The sequence below is a fragment of the Turicibacter sp. TJ11 genome (assembly GCF_021497505.1).
GTDB lineage: Bacteria > Bacillota_I > Bacilli_A > MOL361 > Turicibacteraceae > Turicibacter.
In genome coordinates, this window is the sequence record NZ_CP069349.1 from 2,107,593 (window position 1) to 2,130,000 (window position 22,408).

General features: G+C 31.9%; 21 protein-coding genes and 1 other annotated feature (1 of these 22 running past the window's edge). Of the genes, 11 read left to right on the top strand and 10 right to left on the bottom strand.

From position 1 onward, the window contains the following. Positions 1–25: 25 nt before the first annotated feature. Positions 26–1,906: a tRNA uridine-5-carboxymethylaminomethyl(34) synthesis enzyme MnmG gene (gene mnmG / locus JRC48_RS10060; protein WP_235069429.1), complete on the bottom strand. Its 1,881-nt coding sequence runs from the start codon at positions 1,904–1,906 to the stop codon at positions 26–28. 302 nt (positions 1,907–2,208) lie between these two features. On the opposite strand from mnmG, the gene JRC48_RS10065 reads away from it, so the two are divergent. Next, entirely contained in the window at positions 2,209–3,108 is a 900-nt protein-coding gene (locus tag JRC48_RS10065) for an ABC transporter ATP-binding protein (RefSeq protein ID WP_235069430.1), read from the top strand. After that, positions 3,098–4,354, top strand: coding sequence for an ABC transporter permease (locus JRC48_RS10070; protein ID WP_235069431.1), 1,257 nt, complete (start codon positions 3,098–3,100; stop codon positions 4,352–4,354). The genes JRC48_RS10065 and JRC48_RS10070 overlap by 11 nt, the downstream gene beginning before the upstream one ends. A 284-nt stretch (positions 4,355–4,638) precedes the next feature. On the opposite strand, the gene dnaN is transcribed toward JRC48_RS10070, so the two are convergent. After that, positions 4,639–5,775: a DNA polymerase III subunit beta gene (dnaN, locus tag JRC48_RS10075; protein ID WP_235069432.1), complete on the bottom strand. Its 1,137-nt coding sequence runs from the start codon at positions 5,773–5,775 to the stop codon at positions 4,639–4,641. Between the two features lie 180 nt (positions 5,776–5,955). After that, positions 5,956–7,302, bottom strand: coding sequence for a chromosomal replication initiator protein DnaA (gene dnaA / locus JRC48_RS10080; protein ID WP_235069433.1), 1,347 nt, complete (start codon positions 7,300–7,302; stop codon positions 5,956–5,958). Between the two features lie 429 nt (positions 7,303–7,731). Here dnaA and rpmH point away from each other — a divergent pair, with 429 nt between their 5' ends. The 4 genes from rpmH to mnmE all read left to right on the top strand — a co-directional run bounded on the left by rpmH (position 7,732) and on the right by mnmE (position 10,461). Next, positions 7,732–7,866, top strand: a complete 135-nt coding sequence (rpmH, locus tag JRC48_RS10085; protein ID WP_006784010.1) for a 50S ribosomal protein L34 — start codon at positions 7,732–7,734, stop codon at positions 7,864–7,866. Positions 7,867–7,921: 55 nt separating this feature from the next. Next, entirely contained in the window at positions 7,922–8,263 is a 342-nt protein-coding gene (rnpA, locus tag JRC48_RS10090; RefSeq protein WP_235069434.1) for a ribonuclease P protein component, read from the top strand. Positions 8,264–8,377: 114 nt separating this feature from the next. Then, positions 8,378–8,989 carry an RNA-binding cell elongation regulator Jag/EloR gene (gene jag / locus JRC48_RS10095; RefSeq protein WP_235069435.1) on the top strand — a complete coding sequence of 204 codons (612 nt, stop codon included), beginning with the start codon at positions 8,378–8,380 and terminating at the stop codon, positions 8,987–8,989. Between the two features lie 113 nt (positions 8,990–9,102). Next, entirely contained in the window at positions 9,103–10,461 is a 1,359-nt protein-coding gene (gene mnmE, locus JRC48_RS10100; RefSeq protein WP_235069436.1) for a tRNA uridine-5-carboxymethylaminomethyl(34) synthesis GTPase MnmE, read from the top strand. 1,005 nt (positions 10,462–11,466) lie between these two features. Here the strand turns inward: mnmE and JRC48_RS10105 are convergent. Further along, the gene (locus JRC48_RS10105; RefSeq protein WP_235069437.1) at positions 11,467–12,033 is read right to left on the bottom strand and encodes a nucleoside triphosphate pyrophosphatase; all 567 of its coding nucleotides are present in this window, start codon (positions 12,031–12,033) and stop codon (positions 11,467–11,469) included. Positions 12,034–12,412: 379 nt separating this feature from the next. Beyond that, positions 12,413–12,641 (top strand) — a binding site (T-box leader). A gap of 205 nt (positions 12,642–12,846) precedes the next feature. Between JRC48_RS10105 and asnS the strand changes: the two genes are divergently transcribed. The 4 genes from asnS to rpoE all read left to right on the top strand — a co-directional run bounded on the left by asnS (position 12,847) and on the right by rpoE (position 17,249). Continuing rightward, positions 12,847–14,238 (top strand): asparagine--tRNA ligase, encoded by a 1,392-nt coding sequence (gene asnS, locus JRC48_RS10110; RefSeq protein WP_235069438.1) that lies wholly within the window; start codon positions 12,847–12,849, stop codon positions 14,236–14,238. Positions 14,239–14,649: 411 nt separating this feature from the next. Then, positions 14,650–15,084 (top strand): DUF1934 domain-containing protein, encoded by a 435-nt coding sequence (locus tag JRC48_RS10115; RefSeq protein ID WP_235069439.1) that lies wholly within the window; start codon positions 14,650–14,652, stop codon positions 15,082–15,084. A gap of 5 nt (positions 15,085–15,089) precedes the next feature. Next, positions 15,090–16,751: an arginine--tRNA ligase gene (gene argS, locus JRC48_RS10120; RefSeq protein WP_304941317.1), complete on the top strand. Its 1,662-nt coding sequence runs from the start codon at positions 15,090–15,092 to the stop codon at positions 16,749–16,751. A gap of 21 nt (positions 16,752–16,772) precedes the next feature. Beyond that, positions 16,773–17,249, top strand: a complete 477-nt coding sequence (rpoE, locus tag JRC48_RS10125) for a DNA-directed RNA polymerase subunit delta (RefSeq protein WP_235069440.1) — start codon at positions 16,773–16,775, stop codon at positions 17,247–17,249. Between the two features lie 103 nt (positions 17,250–17,352). Here the strand turns inward: rpoE and JRC48_RS10130 are convergent, their stop codons facing one another. From JRC48_RS10130 to JRC48_RS10150, 6 genes are all read right to left on the bottom strand, one after another. Continuing rightward, positions 17,353–17,616 carry a transposase gene (locus JRC48_RS10130; protein ID WP_235069441.1) on the bottom strand — a complete coding sequence of 88 codons (264 nt, stop codon included), beginning with the start codon at positions 17,614–17,616 and terminating at the stop codon, positions 17,353–17,355. Between the two features lie 138 nt (positions 17,617–17,754). Beyond that, a complete protein-coding gene (locus tag JRC48_RS10135; RefSeq protein ID WP_235069442.1) occupies positions 17,755–18,033 on the bottom strand; it encodes a transposase in 279 nt (92 codons plus the stop codon). Further along, entirely contained in the window at positions 18,021–18,221 is a 201-nt protein-coding gene (locus tag JRC48_RS12800) for a helix-turn-helix domain-containing protein (protein WP_370630402.1), read from the bottom strand. Before JRC48_RS12800 ends, JRC48_RS10135 begins: the two co-directional genes overlap by 13 nt. A gap of 13 nt (positions 18,222–18,234) precedes the next feature. Continuing rightward, positions 18,235–18,573, bottom strand: a complete 339-nt coding sequence (locus tag JRC48_RS10140; RefSeq protein WP_235069443.1) for a transposase family protein — start codon at positions 18,571–18,573, stop codon at positions 18,235–18,237. Between the two features lie 386 nt (positions 18,574–18,959). Then, entirely contained in the window at positions 18,960–20,183 is a 1,224-nt protein-coding gene (locus JRC48_RS10145) for an IS256 family transposase (protein ID WP_235069444.1), read from the bottom strand. A gap of 544 nt (positions 20,184–20,727) precedes the next feature. Then, entirely contained in the window at positions 20,728–22,029 is a 1,302-nt protein-coding gene (locus JRC48_RS10150) for an IS4 family transposase (RefSeq protein ID WP_235069445.1), read from the bottom strand. A 209-nt stretch (positions 22,030–22,238) separates the two neighbouring features. Here JRC48_RS10150 and JRC48_RS10155 point away from each other — a divergent pair. Next, positions 22,239–22,408, top strand: a protein-coding gene (locus tag JRC48_RS10155) for an IS3 family transposase (protein ID WP_370630355.1) (it continues 1,155 nt past the right edge of the window). Within the gene, positions 22,239–22,408 belong to an annotated coding region that runs on past the window's edge; the region does not span the whole gene.

Below are 22,408 nucleotides of genomic sequence, written 5' to 3' on the forward strand. Positions count from 1 at the left end.
AAGTCTCCAACCTTAACTCTCATTATTATTCACTGATTTTATTTGCACGACCTGATTCAATGTAGACCATTAAAATTGAAATATCTGCAGGATTTACACCTGAAATACGACTTGCCTGCCCGATTGTTAATGGACGAATATCTTTTAACTTCTGTTTAGCTTCAATAGCTAAGTTTGGTACATCATCATAATCAATAGAGTCTGGAATTTTTTTCTCTTCAACCTTTTGAACTTTTTCTACTTGTTGAAGGGCCTTATTAATATATCCTTCATACTTCACTTGGATCTCTAATTGCTCAATTGCTTCTTGTGAGATTGCTTCGTTTTTCTCTTCGATTAAATGATGAATATGTTCATAAGTTATTTCTGGTCGTTTTAAAAGTTCTAAAGCTGTAATTCCATCTTTAAGTGGCGATGATGGAATCGTTGCTAAATAATCATTCGTATTGCCTTTAGGGGTAATTTTAATTTCTGATAAACGTTCTTTTTCAGCTGCAATTTCTGCTTTTTTATGTAAAAAGGCTTCATACTTTTCATCATTTACTAATCCAACTTGACGACCGTACTCACGTAAGCGTAAATCAGCATTGTCATGACGTAATAATAAACGATATTCAGCACGAGATGTTAATAAACGATAAGGTTCTAACGTTCCTTTTGTAACTAAATCATCAATTAAAACTCCAATATAGGCTTCACTTCGTTTTAAAATTAATGGATCTTTTCCTTGAACGCGAAGCGCAGCATTAATTCCGGCCATAATTCCTTGACCAGCAGCTTCTTCATATCCACTCGTTCCGTTGATTTGTCCTGCACTATATAAGTTTTTAACTAACTTTGTTTCAAGTGATGGCCATAACTGAACTGGTTTGATCGCGTCATACTCAATCGCATAAGCATATTTGACAACACGGCAATTTTCAAGACCAGGAATTGTACGAATCATTTCTTCTTGAACTTCACGTGGTAAACTACTTGAAAATCCTTGAACATAAATTTCAGGAATGTGTTTACTTTCTGGCTCTAAAAAGATTTGATGACGTGGTTTATCATTAAAGCGAACAATTTTATCTTCAATAGATGGGCAATAACGAGGCCCAACTCCCTCAACGACACCAGAGTACATCGATGAACGCTCTAAATTACTCATAATAATACGGTGTGTTTCTTCTCCTGTATAAGTTAAATAACAAGGAACTTGATCCTCAAGTGGTAAATGTTCTTTTGTATCAAAACTAAAGGCACGAATAACATCATCTCCAGGTTGAATTTCTGTTTTAGAAAAATCAACACTATCAGCTGCAACACGCGGCGGTGTTCCTGTTTTTAGACGGAATAACTCAAATCCTAAATCTTTTAAATTTTGAGATAATCCTAATGAAGTTTTAGCCCCATCAGGTCCACTTAATTTGATTTCATCACTAATCATAACTTTAGCGTGCATGTATGTTCCCGTTGTTAAAATAACCGTTTTTGAAAAAAGTTGTTCACCTGATTCCAGTTGAACTCCCTTAACGATATTATCTTCTACTATCAACTTATCCACAATGGCTTCTTTAACTTCTAGGTTTTCCTGAGATAACACCGTTTTTTGCATTTCACGTGGATACTCTACTTTGTCAGCCTGTGCACGAAGAGCACGTACCGCAGGACCTTTTCCTGTGTTTAACATACGCATTTGAATATGGGTTTTATCTGTGTTAACTCCCATTTCTCCACCTAATGCATCAATTTCACGCACAACAATTCCTTTGGCAGGTCCACCAATGGCTGGATTACATGGCATATGTCCGATACGATTAATATCTCCAGTAATCATTAATGTCTGACAACCCATACGTGCAGGTGCAAGAGCCGCCTCAATTCCAGCATGTCCTCCACCTACGACGATTACATCATATATCATAAAGCTCACTCCTTACAGTAAACATTTAGACTTCAACTCTATTAAAATACTATTCTTATTTTACATCTAAAACTCGACAATAAACAATAAAAATAACATCTGTGTGTAAAATAGTAAACAAAAATCGATAATATCAGACGTTTTTTTATATTTTTTTCATTTTAAAATCCATAAACTATATCAGTATCCAAATTCTATTGCATAAAAAAGTTGTCATCTTAAACGTTGTATATCATAATAGACATATCAATGTCTTGGACTAACCTTGCATCATCACTTTGTAACAATGGGGAGGGAAACAGGTGCTAGTTTTAAAAAATGTAAATAAGATCTTCCATGATACTCATGCCGTTATGGATTTAAACCTTAGTCTTAAAAAAGGTGAGATTTACGGTTTACTCGGAGCTAATGGTGCCGGTAAAACAACAACCTTTCGAATGATTTTAGGACTTTATGAGCAGACGTCAGGTGAAATTAGTTGGGATAATCATCCGCTAAACGAATCCATTAATGATTTAATTGGTTATCTTCCAGAAGAACGTGCACTTCTTCAGAAATTAACAGTTAAAACTCAAGTCAGCTATCTTGCTATGCTAAAAGGAATGAGCGAAGATCAAATTGAAAAAGAACTTGATTATTGGCTTGAGAAGTTTGAAATCTCTCATTATAAAAACAAAAAAATTAAAGAATTATCAAAAGGAAATCAACAAAAAATCCAATTTATTTGCGCTATTATCCACAATCCCGAACTAATTATTCTAGATGAACCTTTCACAGGGTTAGACCCTATCAATTTAGAAATGATGAAAGAGGAAATTATTAATTTCAAAAACCAAGGTAAAACAATTATCTTCTCTTCTCATCGAATGGAACATATAGAGACACTTTGTGATCGTGTAACGATTCTTCGAAAAGGAAAAACGGTTCTACAAGGACATTTAAAAGAGATTAAACAACGTTACAATGCACGAAAAATCTTAATTCAAGGACAACTTGATTATGATTTTCTTAAGTCAATCCCTCATGTCATTGAAGTCACACGTCAATCTGATGAATGGTGTGTACAAATTGATGATAAACAGTATACCTCTACTATCTTCGACGCTTTAAAACCAAATCATCAAATTGAAAAATTTATGATTTGTGAACCATCACTACATGAAATTTTTATTGAAAAGGTGGGACAAGCTTATGAAGAGTAAATTTTGGAATTATGTACTGTATAACTATTTTCGAAAAATAAAAAGTAAAGTCTTCATCGGATTTAATATTTTCTTGATCATCGTTGGATTAGTGCTGAGTCAGCTTGGAACCATTGTTAAATTTTTTAATGAAACTTTTGATTATTCTGAGACGATTGTTATTGTGGATAAAACAAAGCAACTTTATTCAAGATTTGAAGAAGATTTTAATCATTTATTATCTGATGTTCATTTAGAACAAAGCAATCAGTCTGAGGAAGTTCTAGACAAAAAAATAGAAGATGGAACGATTTCGGCTTATTTTGTCATTGCCTATAACGATCAACATCTTCTTGAAGCAACTTATGTAGCTGAGGATTTTTCAAATAACTCTCATTACACGATTGGTGAGCAACTTTTATCTAGTTACAATAAAGAAATCGCGATGCACTCTGCTGGCCTAACACAAGAACAAATTAATTTATTGACTGAAAACTTCTCTATGACTAAAATTTCTTTAGATGAAAATGCTCAAACCGCAGAAGAATCAATGGGTAATCTAGCGATTGCCTATGTCTCTATCATGTTCATCTTTTTATTCTCATACCTTTATTCTGTTTATGCAGGACAGGAAGTGATGGAGGAAAAAACTTCTCGTGTCATGGAAATTATCATCACTTCTATTTCTCCAATGAAACAACTTTACGGAAAAATTGTTTATAATAGCCTATACGCTCTCACACAATTGACGATTTTTATGACACTTTTTCTCGTTTCTTTTCAATCGATGCTAAAAAACTTACCTGAAGATATCATGGAGAATATTTCTATCATGATTTCACCCGATCAAGCGAAAATTGTCATTTATATCATCATTTTCGCAATTGTTGCTTATCTTGTCTATCTCGTAAGTGTTCTTATTTTGAGTTCGATTATTAGTTCCGTAGAAGAATATCAAATTGCCATTTCACCTATCATGATTATCGGGGTCGTTTCATTCTACATTGGAATATTTGGAATCACATCTCCAGAAGCACCATTTATTAAAATCATGTCTATGATTCCATTCATTTCACCATACATTATGCCATTACGCATAGCTACGATGACGGTATCAACATCGATGATTTGGCTTTCAATTGCTTTAAATATTGTCGTTATTATTTTGGTTCTAACCTTCGGAGCACGTGTTTATAAAAATGGAATCTTAAATTACTCAGGTGATTCTGTATTTAAAAAATTTATTCAAGCAACAAAAAAATCGTAATTTACTCTGACCAACTCTTTAGTTGGTCTTTTTTTAACACAAGATCAATTATTACAAAAGTCACGATTCTAGACTCTAAACCAATTCTGTGGATTCTTTCTCTTGTTTGATTGGTTTAATCTAATCATTCATTGTCCACAGCTTACTTCTTCAAGTTACTTTAAAGTTCGATTGAATCTAACAACGAAATTCATCATTTTTTATCAAAAATGATCGAAATACTCAAGATACCTTGTGTATAACTGTCCACTTATCCACAAAAAAAAGAGCCAAACGGCTCTCTTTTATTCCATACGGACAGGTACAATTAACTGAATTGTTGTTTCATCGTATTGATCACGTAAAATGAAAGGACGCATATCTCCATTAAAACTCATAATTACATCAGAGTTATTGATTGCTTTTAACGCATCAATGATAAATAATGCGCTACATGCAATACGTAATTCTCCTCCAGATAACATCTCCACTTGAACTTCTTCTTCAACTTTTCCAACTTCAGGAGAGTTAGCTGTGATTAATAACTTCCCTTCCTCAGGTAAGATATTTAATTTTACAACATTTGAAACTTGATCACGTGCAATTAAAGCTGCTCGATCAAATGCATTATACAATTCATGATAATTTGCTTTAATCTCAATACCGAATGTTGTTGGAACAAATTCTTTTGTCTCAGGATAAATTCCATCTAATAAACGTGATTGGAATGAAATGTTTCCAATTTGGAATAAGATTTGATTATTTGATAAATAAACATCTACTGATTCATGAGAATCATCTAATATTTTTGATAATTCAATCAAGCTACGCCCTGGGATGACAATATTGAATGGATCATGTAACTTATTTAATAAAATAGTCTTTTTAGATAATCGGAAACTGTCTGTTGCAACACACATTAATTCATCAGCATCGTAACGGAAGTTTACACCTGTTAAAACTGGGCGATTTTCACTACTAGCTGTTGAGAAAACTGTTTGACGAATAATTGTTTTTAGTAATTGTTTTTCTAAATGAATTGGATCATCGTTTTTAATGAGTTCAATATTTGGATATTGAGAAACATCAAAACCATTTAATGTATACTCACTTCGCCCACATTTGATTGTGACATAGTTTCCTTCAAATGTACTAATCTCGATATTATCACCATTTAATTTTTTAATAATTTCGATAAAGTATTTTCCTGGAATAATAATTGATCCGACTGAGTCAATTTGAATCACTTGTGTATCATTTACCTCTAGTGGTAAAAACGTATTAATTGTAATATCTGAATCACTTGTTGTTAAATAAAGACCTTCTTCTGAAACTACAAATTTAATTCCCGTTAAAATTGGTAATGGTGTTTTTGAAGGAATTGCTTTGCTAATATACGACAGTTGGGTTAATAATAATTGACGGTCAACTTTAATTTTCAAATTAATCACTCCTATATAGTTATATATTATAGCTTTTTTATAATCGTTTTAGTAATAATTTTTGTGGATATAGGGGATAATGACTAAAAACAGCATAAGCTGAGTCTTTTAGACCTGTGGATAACTTGTGGATAGATTGTAGATAACCTATCTGTCAATCTCCACTTACCTGTTTATAAGTTAAGAGAGAATTTGTTTTAAATCGCTAATCGCTTTTTTAAGTTCATCGTTTTCTTTAAGCTCTTTTTCTATCTTTTCGCAACCGTGCATAATGGTTGTATGATCACGTCCACTAAAAGCTTCCCCAATTTTAGGAAATGAACTTCCTGTTAACTCACGAGTTAAAAACATCGCTACTTGACGTGCATATGCGATATTTTTCTTGCGTTTTTTTGATAAAATGTCAGCAACTGACACATCATAGTACGCCCCGACTTCTTTAATAATATTATTAACATCTACTTTTGAATTTTTCTGTTCTGCTCTAAATAAGTCTCTTAAAGCTTCATTCGCTAATTCAATAGTAAAATCTGAATTATTGATGGTTGCATAAAAAATTAATCGCTTTAAGGCCCCTTCTAATGTACGAACATTGCTATTAAATTTACTTGCAATAAACTCTAAAACTTCTTCTGGAAACTCCTCTAAATTTATATTTTCTCCCGCTAACTTTTTCTTCATAATTTCAATACGTGTTTGTGTATCTGGAATTTGAATATCCGCCTGTAGTCCCCATTCAAAACGTGATGTTAAACGATCCATAATATCTTTTAAATCTGATGCTGGGCGATCCGAAGTAATGACAATCTGTTTATTGTTATTATAAAGTTCATTAAATGTATTGAAAAATTCGGTTTGTGTTTGTTCTTTTTTAGATAAAAATTGAATATCATCAATTAATAAAACATCAATATTACGATATTTTTCTTTAAATGCCTCAAAATTATTGTCTAATGTTGCATGGCGATAATCGTCGATAAATTTCTCAGACGTACAATATAAAATGCGAGATGATGGATTATCATCTAAAATAAAATTCCCAATCGCTTGCATTAAATGCGTCTTTCCTAGACCTACCCCACCAAAAATATAAAGGGGATTAGCAACCTCACCCGGGCGTTCCGCGACCTGCAAAGCAATCATGTAAGCTAAACGATTACTTTTTCCTGCCACAAAACGATCAAATGTATAAGTAGTATTTAAATTCCCTCGATAATATTTTGGAAGATTCGGATCAGGTTTAGTTAAATCAAAAGCGTGTTGATCATTTTTGACATAATCATTTGTAATAAATTTAACATCGTAGTTGAATCCTGATACTTCCGAAATCATTTCAACTACCTCTTTTAAATAAAATTTATCTAACATAAATTGTTCATGATTATTTTGAACAACAACGTACATTTTATTATTTTTAACTTTATATACTTTTTTAGGAGTACTAAAGAACATATCAAAAGATTGTTGAGAAATATTAGATTTTAGTCGATCAATAGCATCATCCCATATTCGTTGATATTTTTCCACCGCATACACCTCATCCTAAAGTCTCTTCTATCAACATTATAGCATAACAAAATCTTAAAAAAGTCCACAATGTTCAAAAAATCAACAAAAAGTTATAAACATGACTGTGGATATGTGGTGTAGTCCAACAAAGTCCTACACTTTTCGACAATCCACAGTGGATAATTAACAGCTTAATACATCGTCATATCAACGTTTATCATAATTATCCCCATTATCCACAAAGTAGAGTGTAAACAACTTGTCGAATTGTGAATAATATTGTGGAATGAAGTTTTATAATCGGGGATAACTTCTTCTTAATCACATATCCACAGTGGATAACTTGTGCATACACATATATCCAAAAAGTAATGATTGACTTTATAGTTAGGATTCACTATAATATTGAACTATGCTATGGTATAAAACTCTTAGGAGGTGTTATAGATGAAACGTACTTGGCAACCAAACAAACGTAAACGTGCAAAAACTCATGGTTTCCGCGCTCGTATGGCAACACCAGGAGGACGCAATGTTTTAGCTCGTCGTCGTAAAAAAGGTAGAAAAGTGTTATGTGCATAAGACCACTCTTTAAAGTGGTCTTTTTACTAGCTAAAAAAATATAGCGGGTGAGAACATGCAAAAAAAGTATAGAATTAAAAAAAGTCAAGAAATTGAACAAGTCATGAAAAAAGGACGCTCTAAAGCAAATCCTTATTTTATTGTTTATAAGTATGTCAAACAAGATAATGACAACTTTAGAATCGCTATTTCAGTTGGAAAGAAAATTGGAAAAGCTGTTGAACGTAACAAGATTAAACGCTATATTCGTAATGTAACAACTGAGCATAAGCATGAAATGAATCCAAACTACGATTATTTCGTCATTGCTCGTAAAGGTGTAAAAGATTTAGATTATTTAACATTTAAAGATAAATTAGAACAATTATATAAAAAAATGGATATTATCCCAAAATAAAAATTATATTGATTTAGAATCTATCGATCATCTAACTTGGAATAACTAATCAGAAAAATCATAGCATGAATTTAAACGTTAGTCGGATATATTTTTAAGAAAGAAGTGATTAAAATGAAATCCAAAATCTTCGAAGGAAAAGTTATGGATGATATCATTGTGGCAGCACAGAATCATTTTCATCACGACCAACAACACTTAGTGATTCATGTCTTAGAAGAAAAGAAAGGAATATTCCGAATTGGAGCCTATATTAAAGCTGAAGTTAGGCTAAATCTTGATCCCATTGAAGAGGGAAAGAAGTATCTTCTTCAATTACTAAATGATTTATGCTTAGAAGGAACGATTGAAGTACAGTCTACTAAAAAACTCGTGACATTTAACATAAACAGCAATAATAACGGAATGATTATTGGACGTGAAGGAAAAACGCTTCAAGCGATTCAAACGTTAACTAGCCAAGTCGTCAATCAATATACCAAAAATCATTTAAAAGTTCTTGTGGATATTAACGGCTATAAACAACAGCAAAATCAAAAGCTTGAGTACTTCGCTCGTAAAATTGCTAAAGAAGTTACACAGACTAAAATCGATGTAAAACTTGATGCTATGAATGCCTATGATCGCCGATTAATTCATCAAACTTTATCCGATTGGAAGCATATTAAAACTGTATCTGAGGGTGTCGATCCTGATCGATACATTGTTATAAAATATAAAAAGTAAATAGACCTCTAGTAAGAGGTCTATTTTGACGTTTTTTTAAGGAAGATGTTAAAATAAATATATTTCGAATAAATCATATTAAAAATTAACATAACTGTAATGGAGGTGTCCAAATGTTACAAGACACAATTGCCGGAATTGCAACTGCTATGGGTGAAGGTGCCATATCTATCATCCGTGTGAGTGGAGATGATTCAATTTCAATTGTCAGCAAATTATTCCGTGGTAAAAATTTAGCAACTGTTCCAAGCCATACAATCAACTATGGTTATATATATGATCCAGAAACAAATAAAAAAATAGATGAAGTACTTGTCTCGGTCATGAGAGCTCCAAAAACATTTACTGCTGAAGATGTAATTGAAATTAACTGTCATGGTGGAATTTTAGTTACGAATAAAATTCTTGAGCTACTGTTAGTAGCCGGTGCACGTATTGCTGAACCAGGAGAGTTTACAAAACGCGCATTCTTAAATGGACGTATTGACTTAGCGCAGGCTGAATCGATTATGGATATTATCCACGCCAAAAGTGAGCAGTCACTAGCTCTAGCTTTAAATGGATTAGATGGACGTGTTTCTCGTCTAATCAAGGAGATGCGCGAAGAAATTTTAAATATCGTCGCTAATATTGAGGTAAATATTGATTATCCAGAATACGATGATGTGGAAGAAATGACAAACGATCTTTTACTTCCTCGCTCGATAGAAATCCATGAAAAAATGTTAAAATTACTCGATACTGCCCAAACGGGAAAAATTCTTCGAGATGGTATTAAAACAGCGATTATTGGTAGACCTAATGTAGGAAAATCAAGCTTATTAAATCAATTAATGCGTGAAGAAAAAGCTATTGTAACTAATATTGCTGGAACTACACGTGATACTGTTGAGGGTTACATTAATATCGGAGGATTAACGTTAAATTTAATTGATACGGCAGGAATTAGGGAAACCCAAGATATTGTTGAAGCTATTGGGGTTGAAAAATCTAAGAAATTAATTGATGAAGCAGAATTAGTTTTACTTGTTTTAAATAATAATGAAGCTTTAACTCCAGATGATCGCGAATTATTAAACTTAACAGCGAACAAAAATCGTATTATTATTTTAAACAAAACAGACTTAGAAACACGTATCGAAATAGATGAACTTCCTTCATTCGTTGAAACATCAATGGTTCTTGAACGTGGAATTGAAGTCTTAGAGGATACGATTAAAAAAATGTTTGAGATTGGAGATATTGGCTCAACAGATATGACTTATCTATCAAATGCTCGACATATCGCAAAATTGAAACAAGCGATTACTTCTATCGAAGATGCTATTAATGCAATGAATTTAGGAATGCTTGTGGATATGGTTGAAATTGATATTAAAAATGCTTGGTATTCACTTGGAGAGATTTTAGGAGAAGAAATTGGAGATTCCCTACTCGATGAGCTGTTTAGCAAATTCTGTTTAGGTAAATAAAAACAAAGGACTAGATTAGTTTAAATCTAGTCCTTTTTATTCGACAAAAAAACTCCTTATCTACAACAAATTCACATCTTTGTGGACAATATTCGACAGTTATCCCTATCTTATGCACAAGATATACACACCTGAAAACATCATAAAATCGACATTTTTAAACATTTATCCCCATTATCCACAAAAGTTATTATTGTTATGGTTATTATATATAAATAAATATATATAATTATGTCACCCCCTCTACTATAAATGATATAAAGCTAATTTTAAATCTATCGTATGTTGCGTTACTAATATGAATGGAATCATAAATAATCTAGCTATTTTTATTATTCTTTACACAAAAATAAAGATCTCAAAATATTTATGTTAACTCTATAAGTAAAATAATTGGGTCTTCATGAAAAAAATATGCTGCTAAAAACAACAGTATTTTAAACAATTAGTTAAAATAGTGAAATAATTCATATAAGTCGATATTACGATATTAATAATTAAAAAGATTATTTTCATAAAAAGTATGAACTTTTGAGTGATATTACTTAGTTAATTTAATAACAGTATTTGTATGTTTATATTACTACTTACTGAGATATAATCCCATCAAGTTATCTTTTGTACTATTTTATTAATTTGAAATGTAAGCTATTAGAATCTGATTTAACTCATTAAGGATCTCTTTCTTCTAACCAACAACTTCAATCTAAGATTAGTGTTATAAATGATTATATAAAAACAAAATTTTAATAATCTTGTCGAAAACTAAAAAATGAAGATGAACAAAATCTGACATCTTGAATCAATTATCTACAACAAATTCACACCTTTGTGGACAATATTCGACAGTTATCCTCATCTTATCAACAAGATATACACAGTGAAAAAGATTGAAAAATCGACACTTTCAGACATTTATCCACACTATCAACAACAGTTATTATTAAAGTTATTATTAAATAAATAATATATTAACTATAAAAAAAACAGATCAAATCGACCTGCTTAAATTAAATTTAAATGCGTTAATGTTCGTTTTAATTGTGCAATTGGTAATCCCATTACGCTATAGTAATCCCCAGAAATAGATTTAACTAATTCAAATCCTTTTCCCTGAATACCATATGATCCTGCTTTATCCATCGGTTCTCCACTGCTGATATAATTTAAAATCCATTCATCAGTCACAAAATAGAATTCTACTTCTGTAATATTAACAAAGCTTGTGATTAATTCTTTTTCTTTATTAATAATACTCACACCAGTCATTACCTGATGAATGCGTCCTGACAAAGCTTTTAATGTATTAAATGCATCTTGTTCATCTTTAGGTTTTCCTAGTATTTTTCCATCTAAAACGACAATAGTATCGGCACCTATAATTGTTTCTTGTGGATATAATTCAGCTACTTTACACGCTTTTTGAATGGCTAGATCTTGAACTTGTCCCGCTACATCTAAATCCTTATCTAGTAACTCTTCAACTTCACTAACAACAATGCGATGCTCTATTTCTGCTAATTCCAATAATTCTTTTCTTCTTGGTGATTGAGAAGCTAATATAATTCCCATAAAAAAACTCCTTTTATTTTAGATATAATGAGCTATTATAACATAATTTAATAAACTCATTATACGTCTTAATGGGCGATTCATGAATCCGTATAATCTGACGAATTGATACAAAATTTAATAAAATAATAAAACAAATAATTCGACAAAAATAAATAATAAAGATCTAAACTAATCTTTATTAAAATCAACAATCTTCTACAATATGTGCAATGAATAAAGTTAAACTTCTAATTATAGAACAATGTGTTATAGTTGTTCACAACGCACTAATAGTAAGAGAGTAAAAATATCAAAAGTATACAATTAGTTTTTTTTACAATTCTGGGGATAATTATTGACTAATAATCACTTACAGTATAATATCTTAAGTAAGTAAATACTTACGTTGAAAAGGAGAGTAGCTTTTAATTATGATATAGCGAGTCGGGGATGGTGGAAGCCTGATACAGCGTTAAAAGTGAAGAACACCTTGGAGTTACTTACCGAAAGCAACATTAAAAGTGCGAGTAGACTAAGTCGTAAATCCTGCGTTAAAGGAAAAGGGTAAGAACGTTAGCTTCTTAAACTAGGGTGGTACCGCGGATCAACAGTCATTCGTCCCTTTTTGGGCGAAGACTGTTTTTTTGTTGTTATAAAATCATTAATAACATCATTATCTTTTGTCTTATTATAAAAATGAGTAGAGACTATGAATGAGTTATCCACAAAAACATTTTTTTAATCACTAAAATTAAGCTTATAAAAAGTTAATTTTGTGGATAAGATTTAAATCAACAAAAAATTTAAAGTAGTTAAAAGGAGGATACATTAATGGAAAAAATCGTTGTACGTCAATTATTTAGAAACTTAGATCGTTATGCTAATCAAGTGGTTGAATTAAATGGATGGGTTCGTAATAATCGAGCTCAAAAATCATTTGGATTTTTAATGGTGAATGATGGATCGTTCTTTGAAACGATTCAAGTTGTATATGAAGAAAACTTAGAAAACTTTAAAGAAGTTCAAAAGTTCCGTGTTGGATCTGCGATTACAGTTCGCGGATTAGTTCTTCCTACTCCAAACGCAAAACAACCATTCGAAATTAAGGCACAGGAAGTTATTTTAGAAGGAGACTGTCCGGAAAACTATCCAATTCAACCTAAGCGTCATACAAAAGAATTTTTACGCGAAGTTGCACATTTACGTCCACGTACAAACTTATTTTCAGCAGTATTTCGTGTACGTTCTTTAGTTGCACATGCTATTCACAGCTATTTCCAAGAGAAAAACTTTGTTTACGTTCATACACCAATCATTACTGGATCAGATGCAGAAGGTGCTGGTGAGATGTTCCAAGTGACAACACTCGACTTTAATAACGTACCACGTACAGAAGAAGGAGCTGTTGATTTTAAACAAGATTTCTTTGCTAAATCAACGAACTTAACAGTGTCTGGACAATTAGAAGCCGAAACATTTGCATTAGCTTTACGTGATGTTTATACATTTGGACCAACATTCCGCGCAGAAAACTCTAATACACAACGTCATGCTGCTGAGTTTTGGATGATTGAACCGGAAATCGCATTTGCTGATTTACAGGATGATATGGATTTAGCAGAAGGTATGGTTAAATACGTTATTAACTATGTATTAGAACATGCTCCAGAAGAAATGGCATTCTTTGATCAATTTGTGAGCAAAGGAGTCTTAGATCGTATTAAAGCAGTGGCAGCTTCTGAATTCAAACGTCTTCCATATACAGAAGCTATCGAAATTTTATTACAAGCAGATAAAAAATTCGAAAATCCTGTATTATGGGGAATTGACTTATCAACAGAACATGAACGTTATCTAACGGATGAAGTATTTAAAGCACCAGTCTTTGTAACAGATTATCCAAAAGATATTAAAGCATTCTACATGCGTTTAAATGATGATCAAAAAACAGTGGCTGCAATGGATCTTTTAGTACCAGGTGTTGGAGAATTAATCGGTGGTTCACAACGTGAAGAGCGTTTAGAGATTTTAGAGCAGCGTATGGACGAGATTGGTGTACCAAAAGACGAATTAGATTGGTACCTAGATTTACGTCGCTACGGTGGAGTTAAACATGCAGGATTTGGATTAGGATTTGAGCGTATGATTATGTACATTACTGGAGTAGAAAATATTCGTGATGTTATTCCATTCCCACGTACACCTAAAAATGCAGAATTCTAAAATCAAAAGTTTTATTTTAGATTAATAAATAAAGCATATAAGTATTTTGATGCAAAAAAGCAACGATTTTTTCGTTGCTTTTTTAGGTAGATCTTGTGGATAAATCATTTATTGACAATTCATCAGAAACTGAAGATTATTGGCTTTTTGTAAAAGACTTCGATTAATAGTTAAATTTAGATAGTCTAAGCTACTAGATTAGGTATAGTTAAAGCCACTAAATATAAAAAGATTCTTTAGAATTTAATATTAGCAATTTGATAATTAATTGTTAATGATTTACTATTTGAATGTTAAAAGGTGGATTATCTCGTATATATTTATAAAGTTATTGCAATAATCATATAGAATCGATAAAATAAATTGTGCTATAATTAGTAGATAAAATTACACATTATGGATGATGGTAAAATGAGTATGAATAAAATATCTGGATTAGTTAGTTTTTCTATGAAGGTTACTCAAGGACTTGATGTAACAGAAACTAATTATGATACCTCAGGAATTCTTTATAAAAAAGATGAAAAGTATTATTTATTTTTCAATGAGACAAATTTTGAGGATAATTCAATTACAAAGTGTAGAATTGAATTTAATAAAGAAGAAATTCGAGTTCGACGTGATGGACAGGTTATTATAGATCAAACATATAAAATTGGGCATTCTCTACTAGGCTATATTAAGACGATTTATGGACAGTTAGATAGTGAAGCCAAAACACATTGTTATATGTTACAAGAAAATGATACAAATATTCGGTTAACGTTAGATTATGATTTATTTGTATCAGGTGAAAGGTCTGGGAATTATAAATTAATAATTCAATTTAATAAGGAGGACATTTAATATATATGATCCAAACATTAAAAGATAATTTAAGAAAAGAAATTAAAGAAGCTGTAGTAAAATGTGGCTATATTCAAGCAAATGATGAATTTAATATTATTTTAGAAAATTCAAAAGATGTTAGTCATGGGGATTATTCTACAAATGTTGCGATGCAATTAACTAAATTGGCAAGAAAAAATCCACGTATGATCGCAGAGGAACTATTAAATAACTTTAACAATGAAAATGCAAATGTCGAGAAAGTTGAAATTGCTGGACCTGGATTTATTAACTTTTTTATGAATAAAAATGCATTTACTAAATCTATTAAAAATATTATTGAACTAGGAGCTGACTTTGGTAAAAGTAACTCCGGAAATTCATTAAAGTATAATGTAGAGTATGTTTCTGCTAACCCTACAGGAGATTTACATTTAGGACATGCACGTGGTGCTGCGTTAGGTGATTCATTATGCCGTATTTTATCAACGGCTGGTTATGATGTAACACGTGAATACTATGTAAATGACGCAGGAAACCAAATTCACAATCTTGTGATTTCAGCCTATGCTCGTTATTTACAGGCTTTAGGTAAAGAGGCTCAAATGCCTGAAGATGGATATCATGGTCCTGACATCATTTCATTAGGAAAAATGATGGCTGAAAAATATCAGGATCAGTTTGTAGATAAGTTAGATGAAAATTATGATTTAATTCGTCAAATTTCTTTAGATTATGAATTAAACAAAATTAAAAAAGATTTAGAGATGTTTGGAGTTGAATTTGATTTATTTACTAGTGAAAAAGCAATCTATGATAAAAATCTAGTTAAAGAATCGATCGATTTATTACAAGAAAAGGGATATATCTATGAGCAAGATGGGGCAGTATGGTTCCGTTCAACAGATTTTGGAGATGATAAAGATCGCGTTTTAAGAAAATCTGATGGATCATACACTTATTTAACACCGGATATCGCTAACCATATTGAAAAATTAAATCGTGGAAATGATAAGCTGGTTGATATTTGGGGAGCTGATCATCATGGATATATTGCACGTGTTAAAGCAGCGATGCAAGCTTTAGGATATGAAGCTGATAAGTTAGAAGTTGATATTATCCAAATGGTTCGTCTAATTAAAGACGGAGAAGAATTTAAGATGTCAAAACGTACAGGAAAAGCTGTAACGATTCGTGACTTAGTTGACGAAGTAGGAGTGGATGCTGTTCGTTATTTCTTCGTGATGCGAAGTGGAGAAACACAAATGGACTTCGATTTAGATTTAGCGACTAAAAAATCAAATGAAAATCCAGTTTATTATGCACAATATGCTCATGCTAGAACATGTTCAATTTTAAGACAAGCAGAAGAAAAAGGTTTCTCTGTCGCATTGAAAGATGAGTATGAATTTATTTCTCACGAAAAAGAATTTGAAGTTATTAAATTAATGGGTGAATTCCCAATGGTCGTTGCAGATGCGGCTGCTAAACGTAAGCCACATTTAATCTGTAACTATATTAATGACTTAGCAACAGCATTCCATAGCTTATATAATGCTGAAAAAGTGATTAACGAAGAAAACACTGAAAAAACAAATGAAAAATTAGCTTTAATTAAAGCATTAGAAATTACAATTAAGAATGCATTACAATTAATCGGTGTAACTGCACCTGAAAGAATGTAATTAAATAGAGGAGGAATTAAAATGACAACACATAATGAAGAGATGTCAATGTTAGAAGTAGCAGAATTACTAATTCAACGTAAAATCAAACCTCAAAAATTTGAGAAAATCGCTAAAGAAGTATGTGAAATCATGGGGTTAACAGATGAAGAATTCCAATCTAAGTTACCACAGTTCTATACAGATTTAACATTAAGCGGTAAATTCGTAACTGTAGGTGAAGATAAATGGGATTTAAAATCTCGTCAAAAATATGAAGTTGCTAATTACGATACATACGATATTGACTTTGATGATGAAGAAATCGAAGTAATCACACCAGATGGATTTGATGAGATTGTTTACAAAGAAGATGCTACAGATAAACATGAAAACGATGATTTTGTAGACGAAGAAGAAGCAGAAGATGACTACAGTGATGAAAGTAATGCAGAAGTTGGCGAAGATGCAGACGAATTCGAAGGCTTAGTAATTTATCACGAAGATGAAATGGAATAATTAATAAAGTATAATAAATAAATTAATAGGCTCTTTGTCAAATAGTGTTGCTGATTAATTTTTGACCTATTACAATGAGTGATTTAAATTGAAATCCTAGTGGTTATGCTGCTAGGATTTTTACTTTGGGTTTGGTTAGGTTTTGAGTGATAAGAATTCTTGATTTAAAATGGTAAAAGCTTCGATAGCCAAAAGCGATTCGTTTAGTGACTTTAATTTTATTGTTAATTCCTTCAATGGGAGCATTGGTGTATGAAGTGGTTAGTGTGTTTTCAATATAAGATTGATACGTTTTAAACGTTTGAAAAGCAGTTTGGAATTCAGGAGATAAATTAAGTAAAAAGTTTAGGATATCGATCTCACGCATCGGTTGTTTAAAGCAGTAAATGGAACGATAAGTCGTGGTGTTAAGTTAAGGTGTGTGACTTTAAAAATAAACGCCAATAACGTTTGAATTTGCGAGCATGTGGTTTAAACTTTTTCATGAATCGGATTCGAGTTTTGTTCAGTGCATGAGAGAGAGATGTTGAATGAGATGGAATTTATCAAGGATAATTTTCGCTTGATGAAAAAGATCCTTAATCAAACTCATATAAGGGGCATACATATCAATCACAATATGTTTAACACATTCACGAGCTTCCTTGGTATATCGTTTGAAATAAGCTTGAAGGGAGCTTAAGCGACGATCTTCAATGATATCGATGATTTGTTTGGTATCGGCATCACAAAAGATGAAGGACATATGCCCATTCCATAGCAGTAGAGGATTTATGCTTCGCATACTAGGGAACCCACAGCAGACTTAACGGATTTAAATTCATGAAAACAAAGATTTTCTGGAAGATGATTAAAATTTAGTGATTGAGATTCATAGAAGCTATGAATGATACGATTGACAGTAGAATGAGAGACTCGATGATGACGGGCAATATCTGACTCCGAGATTTTATTTTGTGCTTCTAACGCAATGGCATATTTGGTGTTAAGAAATCAAGCGATTCTTTTCAACAAGAGATGTTTTTAGAGTGAACGTCGACTGAGAATGCCCACAGTAGTAGCGCTGTTTCTTTAACTCTAAAAAGGTGTCATGAAGCGAAACTTTTGGGATCACAATTCGAGACGTTTTGAATCTATGCTTTTTAAATTTAGAATCAAAAAGAGTTCCGCAGCGCTCGCAATGAGTAGGTTGATAGGATAAAATCCCTTTAAAAATAAAGCTAGTCAAACCATTAAGATTTACTTCTTTAAGATAATCTGGTGGGAAGTAAATATTTTTATCTTTAATAGTTAAAAGTTTTCTAGTAAAATATGAGTGAGACATCGAATCTATCCTTTCTATTGTTTTCTTGGTCGATAACAGTGTAACAGGATAGAGACTTGATGTCTCTTTTTTTATGCCATAAAAAAGGCGTTGGTTCATCAGCAACACCAAATATTATAGAACCATTTTAAGTAAACATTATTTGACGAGAATCTTAAAAAGATTAAAATATAATTTTTCAAAAAATTCTTTTTAACTTTGAATCAAGCTATAACCAATTTAGAAAGATAATACTTTTAAATGTAATTGTTGACTCCTTTAAACAACAAAATACTTAACTTTAATTATATTAATAAATATAGTTTTTTGATCTATAATATCGCAAAGTCACTTGCTATATACTTTTAGACCTTGTCAAGTTAAGTGTGTAAACTAATTTTTTAAAATTATATAAAGGGTGTTAAACGATCGGGATATAAGATTAATAATTGATTTAATATTTGACTCCAGTTTGAAAGTTGACGTTGCCATTTCTTCGTGACTTCTATGGTTTGAAGATAGATTAATTTCATCACAGAAATTTCATTTGGGAAAGCTCCTTTACCTTTTAGAACTTTTCTTAATTGACTATTGTAGCTTTCAATAGAGTTTGTGGTGTAGATTATTTTTCGTATTTCTTGAGGGAAATGAAACAGTTGATAAATCTCTTCGATGTTATTTTCCCACACTCTAACGGCTAAAGGCACCTTAGGATTCCATTTATCCTTAAAGGTCTCAAAGGCTTGTTCTGCAGCTTGCCGATTGATGGCTTGATAGATTTGTTTTAAATCATAACAGAATGATTTTCTATCTTGATAGGAAACGAATTGGGTTGATTGTCGGATTAAATGAACTAAGCAACGTTGAACGAGCGCATGAGGAAAAACAGCTTGAATGGCTTGTTTAAAACCACTTAAACCATCGACACAAGCGATACAAATATCTTGCACACCACGAGCCTTTAATTCATCTAATAAACTCATCCAATAAGAGGCACTTTCTGATTCTCCGATCGAGAGACTTAAAACGTCTTTACGACCATCTAAAGAGACGCCTATGATACAATAAACAGCTTTAGTTGAGGCTCCTACTCCGTCCTTTACTTTGACATGAAGAGCATCTAAATAAATGATCGGATAGACAGCTTCTAAGGGACGTTTTTGCCAATCTTGAATTAACGGAATGATTTTATCCGTAACATTGGAAATCGTTTCATGTGACGCTTCAAAGCCATAAATCTCTTCTAAAGCTTTAGAAATATCGCGTGTTGATAAGCCTTTCGCATAAAGCGCTAAAATTTTATCCTCAATTCCAATAACATTCGTTTGACGCTTAGGAATGATTTGAGGCTCAAATGAACCTTCTCGATCTCGTGGAGCTTGGATGGTTGTTTCTCCGAGTCGAGTCTGAACGGTTTTAGGTTTCCGTCCATTTCTTGTATTTGAAGTGGCTTTGTTTCGAAAATCGTAACGGCTGTATCCAAGATGTTGGTCTAATTCAGCCTCTAATGCTTTTTCGATAAAACTTCCAAACATGTCTAATAGAGCAGCTTCGATATCCCCTGCTGATTTAATTTCGTATTCATCTTGAATAAGATTAAATAATTGATTCATTGCAGCTTTTCTTGTCATAACAATAAACTCCTTCGAAAATAGTTAACTTATTATGGTAACAGTTCTAAGAGTTTACACACTTTATTTTACAACCTCTACTTTTTTAGCAGTGGAGATGATTTACTATTAGAATAATAGTAACAATCATTTTCAGATAAAAATATAAAATTTGTATATCATAGTAAACATATAGAAGTTAGTAGACTATGAAGATATGAAAAAATACTGGATGTATATCTAGTGCTATAATTACTAAAAAATTAGATGAAAATTGATTATTGGTAGATTATATTGATACTTAATTAATCAACATTAGTTATTTAATATTTAAAACTTATTACACCAATTAAAATGTACCCTAGAGAGTAGACAAAGAAAAAAGTCTACCCTCTAGGGCAATGTCATTTAGTTAAGTATCATTGGGATTTTTTAAGGCATCGTGAAATCAATTTTAATTTCACCATGCCTTTTTTTTGATCTGTTAAGCACTAAAAACTCATCTTTAAGGCATGCCAAAAAAGCAGATAGCCTCCATCTGCTTTTTTGACACCTTTAAATAGGATTAAGCTACTCGATACATAAAACTCACACTCGGTTTAACTCGGGTTCTCCGTTCACTACGTCGGCCTTTTCGAACCGGTAGTATGTTTCTCTGAATAAGTTCTTCTACAGGAATCTTCGACGATCTAAAAAATTGACAACAGACATGAATCGCAACAGTGAAATTCACTTGATAGTTATATTTTCGCTCTTTCTTAGTCAAGACAACATTTAAGGTAATCATTTCACAAAAATTATACATGGTTAGTTTAGCGAATAGTTCTTGTTCAATAAATGAGCGTTTCTTCGCATGGAGATGAATTAAACCAATCGCATATTTTAGTTCTCTAAATGCTGTTTCAATTCCCCATCTCATTTCATATAATTCCTTTAAAGCTTCTTTTGAAAACTCTTCTTGATTTAGATGGGTGATCAGCGTTTCGTAAGTATCTTCTGTTAGTTTGAATCGTACCACACGAAATGAAAGTTCATAATAGTCAGTCTGCTTTAATTTAAAATAATCAAAGCGGACATTTTGAGGTAAGAATTTATACCGATGGGGATTAGCTTTAACTTCATTTGTTTGTTTTGGGGTTAAGGTTAAATGGATGGTTTCATCAAATTCATCTGTATGAGGTAAACTAAGTGATGAGATCATACTTTTACTTTTGATATCTTTAACACGAATCACGTATTTCCAACCTCTTTCTTGAATATGAGCGAAGGTATTGTAACTTTCATACCCCCGATCCGCAACAAGAATCACAGGATCTTTAAGTGGAGAGTTGCCGACCATTTCAATCAGTGCTTGTCGTTCATTTAATTCACGAATCGGTTGAATTTGTGCATCGATATATAATCGATTCATTAAATCATAAAGTGTATTCAGATGAAGGGAGTTATAGCCCTTTTTAGCCGTTGAAGATTTAATGTACGTTTTTTCATCATCAGGATTATGTGCAATATTAAACGTTGACCCATCAATAGCGAGAAGTCGATATCCTCGAAAGTATTTATACTGATCGTATGAGGCAGTAAACTGTTGAAATAAATGTTTAAATGCATCCGGTCGTATTTTACTACGTTGTTGGATAAAAGCAGAGGTAGATGCAGTTGTCACATCATAATTGAAATAAGTCATTAACTCTGTATAAAGGCTATTGCCATTCATCGCGAGAATAAAACTCACCATACTTTCAAATGAGAGTTTACGATTTCGAGTAAAATCTTTCTCAGGATTTTGGACAAAGTCCTTTGGGTTACCACTCATCTTCTTAATAATATGAATGAGTTTTTGCTTGATCTTGGTTGAATACTTAGCCATGCGATAGCCTCCTTAAATAGATATATTTAAGAGGCTACGCCACAGATTTTTGCTTCTATGTCAAGTGTTTTTTACAAGAAAAAAGGGAGGTGTACATTTTTGTACCCCTCCCTTTTGGAGATTTTGATCATTAATTTATTAACTTAATGACATTGCCCTCTAGGGTTTTTTGATAGAATAGAAAGTATATAGTTTTTGGAGGATTAAAAATGAGCAAGAAGTTATTTACATCAGAAGAAATTGAACAGTTAAAACAAAATACCTGTGTTAAATCAGTGTCTGAAAAAGGCATTACGTATACAAAAGAATTCAAAGAAAATTTTATTAAGATGAGTGAGAAAGGTCATTTGCCTAGAGAAATATTTGAGGCTCATGGATT

Coding starts and splice junctions, on each gene's coding strand:
- mnmG (WP_235069429.1), bottom strand. CDS start 1,906: ATGATATATGATGTAATCGTCGTAGGTGGAGGACATGCTGGAATTGAG.
- JRC48_RS10070 (WP_235069431.1), top strand. CDS start 3,098: ATGAAGAGTAAATTTTGGAATTATGTACTGTATAACTATTTTCGAAAA.
- rpmH (WP_006784010.1), top strand. CDS start 7,732: ATGAAACGTACTTGGCAACCAAACAAACGTAAACGTGCAAAAACTCAT.
- rnpA (WP_235069434.1), top strand. CDS start 7,922: ATGCAAAAAAAGTATAGAATTAAAAAAAGTCAAGAAATTGAACAAGTC.
- jag (WP_235069435.1), top strand. CDS start 8,378: ATGAAATCCAAAATCTTCGAAGGAAAAGTTATGGATGATATCATTGTG.
- mnmE (WP_235069436.1), top strand. CDS start 9,103: ATGTTACAAGACACAATTGCCGGAATTGCAACTGCTATGGGTGAAGGT.
- JRC48_RS10105 (WP_235069437.1), bottom strand. CDS start 12,033: ATGGGAATTATATTAGCTTCTCAATCACCAAGAAGAAAAGAATTATTG.
- asnS (WP_235069438.1), top strand. CDS start 12,847: ATGGAAAAAATCGTTGTACGTCAATTATTTAGAAACTTAGATCGTTAT.
- JRC48_RS10115 (WP_235069439.1), top strand. CDS start 14,650: ATGAGTATGAATAAAATATCTGGATTAGTTAGTTTTTCTATGAAGGTT.
- argS (WP_304941317.1), top strand. CDS start 15,090: ATGATCCAAACATTAAAAGATAATTTAAGAAAAGAAATTAAAGAAGCT.
- rpoE (WP_235069440.1), top strand. CDS start 16,773: ATGACAACACATAATGAAGAGATGTCAATGTTAGAAGTAGCAGAATTA.
- JRC48_RS10130 (WP_235069441.1), bottom strand. CDS start 17,616: ATGCGTGAGATCGATATCCTAAACTTTTTACTTAATTTATCTCCTGAA.
- JRC48_RS10135 (WP_235069442.1), bottom strand. CDS start 18,033: ATGCGAAGCATAAATCCTCTACTGCTATGGAATGGGCATATGTCCTTC.
- JRC48_RS10140 (WP_235069443.1), bottom strand. CDS start 18,573: ATGTCTCACTCATATTTTACTAGAAAACTTTTAACTATTAAAGATAAA.
- JRC48_RS10145 (WP_235069444.1), bottom strand. CDS start 20,183: ATGACAAGAAAAGCTGCAATGAATCAATTATTTAATCTTATTCAAGAT.
- JRC48_RS10150 (WP_235069445.1), bottom strand. CDS start 22,029: ATGGCTAAGTATTCAACCAAGATCAAGCAAAAACTCATTCATATTATT.